Origin of the sequence: Mesorhizobium sp. M7A.F.Ca.US.002.01.1.1 (assembly GCF_004022955.1) — a bacterium.
Taxonomy (GTDB): domain Bacteria; phylum Pseudomonadota; class Alphaproteobacteria; order Rhizobiales; family Rhizobiaceae; genus Mesorhizobium; species Mesorhizobium ciceri.
Genome location: NZ_RZQE01000457.1, coordinates 1 through 4,738 on the forward strand (window position 1 = coordinate 1; position 4,738 = coordinate 4,738).

Genomic DNA, 4,738 nt, shown 5'->3' on the forward strand with positions numbered 1-4,738 from the left:
GATCGAGCAGATACGGCCCTTCCTGATAGAGCGCGACGAACACATGGCTCTCGGTGGGCGAGAAGGTCTCGAACAGCAGCGGCGGGCGCGAGGCGCCGCGATAGCCGAAGATCACGCAGTGGTCGAATCTAACGTGCTGCCGCAGCCACTCGACCAGCGCCTGGCCAAAGAGATCGCCGCTGGTCTCCCGCGTCGTCGCGACGAGCGTGGCGAGCCGGCTGTATTCGTCGCTGCGGGACAATGCATACCCCCTTAAACGAGAAAATAGATCAGATATACCACCTGAGAGGTATATACTAGCCGCCATTGGCTCTGGTAGCGTTCCGATATTGCCCTGTTGCTGGAGCCATCAGCCTTGACCGCAGTGCCCGACATCGAGTTTCGCGGCGTCACCAAGCGCTATGGCGCGGTGACCGCGGTCAGCGGCATCGATCTCGCTGTCCCGCCCTCCGCCTTTGTCGCGCTGCTCGGTCCCTCCGGCTGCGGCAAGACCACCTGCCTGCGCATGATCGGCGGCTTCGAACAGCCGAGCGAAGGCCAGGTGTTCATTCGCGGCCAGGACATGGCCGGCACGCCGCCCTACCGGCGGCCGGTCAACATGGTGTTCCAGCAATACGCGCTGTTTCCGCATCTCGATGTCGAGGACAATGTCGCCTATGGGCTGCGCCAGGCGCGGCCAAGGCTGTCTTCGCGCGAGATCGCCTCAAGGGCGGGCGAGGCGCTCGAAATGGTGCGGCTCGCCGGCTATGGCCGCCGCAAGATCCACGAACTGTCGGGCGGCCAGCAGCAGCGTGTGGCGCTTGCCCGCGCCCTGGTCAACAAGCCGGCGGTGCTCTTGCTCGATGAGCCGCTGGCGGCGCTCGACAAGAAGCTGCGCACCGACATGCAGATCGAGCTGCAGAACCTGCAGCGCGAGATCGGCATCACCTTCGTGCTGGTCACGCACGACCAGGAGGAAGCGCTGTCGATGAGCGATTTCGTCTGCGTCATGAATGGCGGCCGCATCGTCCAGCTCGGGCAGCCGAGCGAGATCTATGACGAACCGGCCGACTTGTTTGTTGCCGATTTCGTCGGCAAGACCAATCTTTTGAGCGGTACCGTCGCCGGGCATACCGGCGATCTGGTGGAGGTGGCGCTTGCCGACGGCACCGTCATTGCGGCGCGCAAACGGACCGCCTTGCAGCAGGGCGAGGTCGTTTCGGTCAGCCTGCGTCCTGAATCGCTCAGTCTCGGCGCCCAGGCAAGCGGCCCATTCAAGGGCATCGTCCGCAACCGGATATTCCTGGGCGCGACGGCGGAATACGCGATCGAGGTCAAGGGCATCGGAACGCTGCTGGCCAAAGCCGATCACCTGATCGGTCACGGCAATCTCTTCAAGCCGGGTGAACCCGTCGCCATCGGCTTTGCCTCCGGAACGCCGCTGGCGTTTGCGGAGACCAAGAACAACGGGGCCAACCAGAGGGTAGATAAACATGTCGAAATCATATCGTGACGGACTGCCGATAAGCCCCGAGAATTTCGTCGACCAGCTGATGCGTTTGAAGCGCGGCTCGATCGGCCGCCGCGACTTTCTCGGTCTCACCGGCCTTGGCATTGCCACTGCGGTGATGGCGCGCGAGATCGGCATCATGCCGACACCGGCCTTTGCCGTGGAAAGCCTTGGCGATCGCATGTCGATCGCCACCTGGCCGAACTATCATGACCCGGCGACCTTCGAGAACTTCAAGAAGGACACCGGCGTCGCCGTCGAGGTCAACGTGTTCGGCTCCAATGAGGAGATGCTGGCCAAGCTGCAGGCCGGGGCCTCGGGCTGGAGCCTGTTCGTGCCGACCAATTACACGATCTCGACCTACAAGAAGCTCGGCATCATCGAGCCGCTGGAGATGGCGAAGCTGCCGAATTTCGACGGCTCGCAAGAGGATCCGCGCTTCACCTCGGAGGGCACGATCGATGGGACGATCTACGCCGTGCCGAAGAACTGGGGCACCACCGGCTTTGCCGTCAACACCCAGAAGCTGACCAAGCCGATGACGAGCTGGAAGGAGTTCTGGGACACCGCCATGGCGGAAGGCGACAGCCGCACCATGGTGCATGACTACCAGCTGACCACGATCGGCAATGCGCTGAAATATTACGGCTACTCGTTCAATTCGCTCAAGCAGGACGAACTGGCCAAGGCGGAGGAGCTGCTGCTGAAGGTCAAGCCGCATCTGTTCGCGGTCTCCTCCGACTACCAGCCGGGGATGCGCGCCGGCGACGCGTGGATGACCATGTGCTGGACGAATGACGGCGCGCAGCTGCATCGCGACATTCCCGAGATCGCCTATGTGCTGGGCAAGGAAGGCGGCGAGATCTGGACCGATTTCTATGCCATTCCGAAAGACGCGCCGAACAAGCCCGCCGGTTACGCGCTGCTCAACTACCTGATGAATCCGCAGGTGGCGGTGAAGGAGCATTTGGCCAATGGTGCGCCGTCGACCGATGCGCGCGTCAACAAGCTGCTGCCCAAGGAGGTGCTCGACAACCCGATCCTCTATCCGGCAGGCGACCGGTTGACGCCGCTGGAATTCGGCGCGGCGGCAACGTTGACCGACCCCGGCCGTGCCGAACTGATGGCGCGCTTCAAGTCGGCCTGAGCCAGGCGGCCTCAAATTCGACTCAGATAATTTGACCGGCGGGTTTATGCCCGCCGGCACCGGGGCAATCTTTCCATGCACGGCAGCCGTCTTCGTAGGAATTTTCTGACCGCCATGCTGCTCGGTCCGGCGACCGCGTGGCTGGTGGTGTTCCTGGTGCTGCCGTTCATCGCCATCGCCGTGTTCAGCGTCGGCGAACGCGCACCGGAAGGCGGCTATCAGGCCGCCTTTACGCTGGCGCAATATGCCAATCTTCCGGCGCGGGCGACCGCCTTCTGGAACACCATGGTGCTGGCGCCGGTGGGAGCGCTCGCCTGCCTGCTCGTCGCTTATCCCGTTGCCTACTATCTCGCCTTGCGCGCGCCGCAGCGCTGGCGGCTGATCCTGCTGGCGCTGGTCGTCATTCCGTTCTGGACCAGCCTGCTGATGCGGACCTATGCCTGGATGTACATTCTGGGCGGGCGCGGCATTCCGGCGCTGCTCGCCTTTGTCGGCATCGAGGATGTCAGGCTGATCAACACGCCGGGCGCGGTGCTGCTCGGCATCGTCTATGGCTACCTGCCGCTGATGATCCTGCCGATCTATGTCAGCCTCGAACGGCTTGACCGCAGGCTGCTGGAAGCCTCCGCCGATCTCGGCGCCACGCCATTATCGACTTTCCTGGGCGTGACCCTGAAACTGTCGTTGCCGGGCGTCATGACCGGCTTCTCGCTGGTCATGATCCTGCTGCTCGGCGAATATCTGATCCCGACGCTGCTTGGCGGCGGCAAGGTGTTCTTCATCGGCAATGCGCTGGTCGACCTGTTCCTGCAATCGCGCAACTGGCCGTTCGGATCGGCCATCGCCATCACACTGGTGCTGGTATCGGTGGTGGTGCTGATTGCCGCAAACCGCATTTCGACCCGGGTTTCGGGCGCGCGCCGGGTGGATCTGATCTGATGCGGGCTTTCGTCATTGCGGTGTTCGCTTTCCTCTATCTGCCGATCGCGCTGGTGGTGCTGTTTTCTTTCAACGCCGGCCACCATGCCAGCGAGTTCACCGGCTTTTCGGTGCAATGGTACGGCAAGGCATTGGCGAACCCGTTCCTGGTCGAAGCGCTGAAGAACAGCCTGTTCATCGCCACCACCAGCGCCTTGCTGGCGGCGCTGTGCGGCACCGCGGCGGCACTCGGCCTGGCGCGCGTCGGCGTGCGGACCCGCGCGGTCTTCGACGCACTTCTGGGCGCCGCGATCGTCGTTCCGGGCGTCGTGATCGGCATTTCGACTCTGGTCGCGCTCGTCCAATTGTTCACCGTCGTCAATCCGTTCCTCGCCTCGATCTGGCCCGACGACCAGCCGCCGCGGCTGGCGCTCGGCTACGGTTCGATCATCGCGGCGCACGGGCTGTTCTCGATGGCGCTGGTGACGATGATCGTCGGCACGCGGCTCGGCAGCCTCGACCGCAATCTGGTCGAGGCGTCGAGCGATCTCTACGCGACGCCGTTGACGACGTTCCGCTCGATCGTCCTGCCGCAGATCATGCCGGCGGTCGTTGCCGGCTTCCTGCTCGCCTTCACCTTCTCCTTCGACGATTTCATCATCGCCTTCTTCGTCGCCGGCGCGCAGACGACGCTGCCGATCTATGTCTTCGCGTCGATCCGGCGCGGCGTGACGCCGGAGATCAACGCCATCGCGACGATCGTGCTCGTCGCTTCCGTGCTGCTCGTGGTGCTTGCCCAATGGCAGTTGCGCCAGCGCAAGCCGTCGAACTGAAAGCCGCATCATGATCCTCAAAGACCGCATCGCCGTGGTGACAGGCGCCGGCTCCGGCATCGGGCGCGCCGGCGCCATGATCATGGGCAGGGAAGGCGCGGTGGTCGTCATCGCCGACAGGGATCAGGCTGCCGGCGAAGCAACGGCTTCGGACATTCGGGCAGCGGGTGGACGGGCCGAGGCGATCAAGACCGATGTCGCTGATGATGCGGCGATCGAACAGCTCATTGCCGGCACGCTCGACAGGCATGGGCGCATCGACATCCTGCACAATCACGCCGGCATCCAGATCGGCGGCACGCTGACCGAAGTGGAGGTCGGCGGCATGGATGCCTCGTGGCGGGTCAATGT

General features: G+C 63.7%; 5 protein-coding genes and 1 pseudogene. 5 read left to right on the top strand and 1 reads right to left on the bottom strand.

The window, feature by feature from the left end; genetic code table 11:
- Nucleotides 1–241 (bottom strand): annotated as a pseudogene (locus tag EN932_RS29510) (helix-turn-helix transcriptional regulator); the annotation flags it as partial.
- Between the two features lie 114 nt (nucleotides 242–355).
- On the opposite strand from EN932_RS29510, the gene EN932_RS29515 reads away from it, so the two are divergent.
- The 5 genes from EN932_RS29515 to EN932_RS29535 form a co-directional block, all read left to right on the top strand.
- Nucleotides 356–1,492, top strand: a complete 1,137-nt coding sequence (locus EN932_RS29515; protein WP_127369250.1) for an ABC transporter ATP-binding protein — start codon at nucleotides 356–358, stop codon at nucleotides 1,490–1,492.
- Nucleotides 1,473–2,636: a spermidine/putrescine ABC transporter substrate-binding protein gene (locus tag EN932_RS29520; RefSeq protein WP_128369277.1), complete on the top strand. Its 1,164-nt coding sequence runs from the start codon at nucleotides 1,473–1,475 to the stop codon at nucleotides 2,634–2,636. Before EN932_RS29515 ends, EN932_RS29520 begins: the two co-directional genes overlap by 20 nt.
- A gap of 75 nt (nucleotides 2,637–2,711) precedes the next feature.
- Nucleotides 2,712–3,575, top strand: coding sequence for an ABC transporter permease (locus EN932_RS29525; RefSeq protein WP_013528934.1), 864 nt, complete (start codon nucleotides 2,712–2,714; stop codon nucleotides 3,573–3,575).
- On the top strand, nucleotides 3,575–4,387 hold the full coding sequence (locus EN932_RS29530; RefSeq protein ID WP_024504751.1) for an ABC transporter permease: 813 nt from the start codon (nucleotides 3,575–3,577) through the stop codon (nucleotides 4,385–4,387). Before EN932_RS29525 ends, EN932_RS29530 begins: the two co-directional genes overlap by 1 nt.
- A gap of 10 nt (nucleotides 4,388–4,397) precedes the next feature.
- The coding region (locus EN932_RS29535) for an SDR family NAD(P)-dependent oxidoreductase (protein ID WP_128369278.1) at nucleotides 4,398–4,738 on the top strand (341 nt) is incomplete at its 3' end.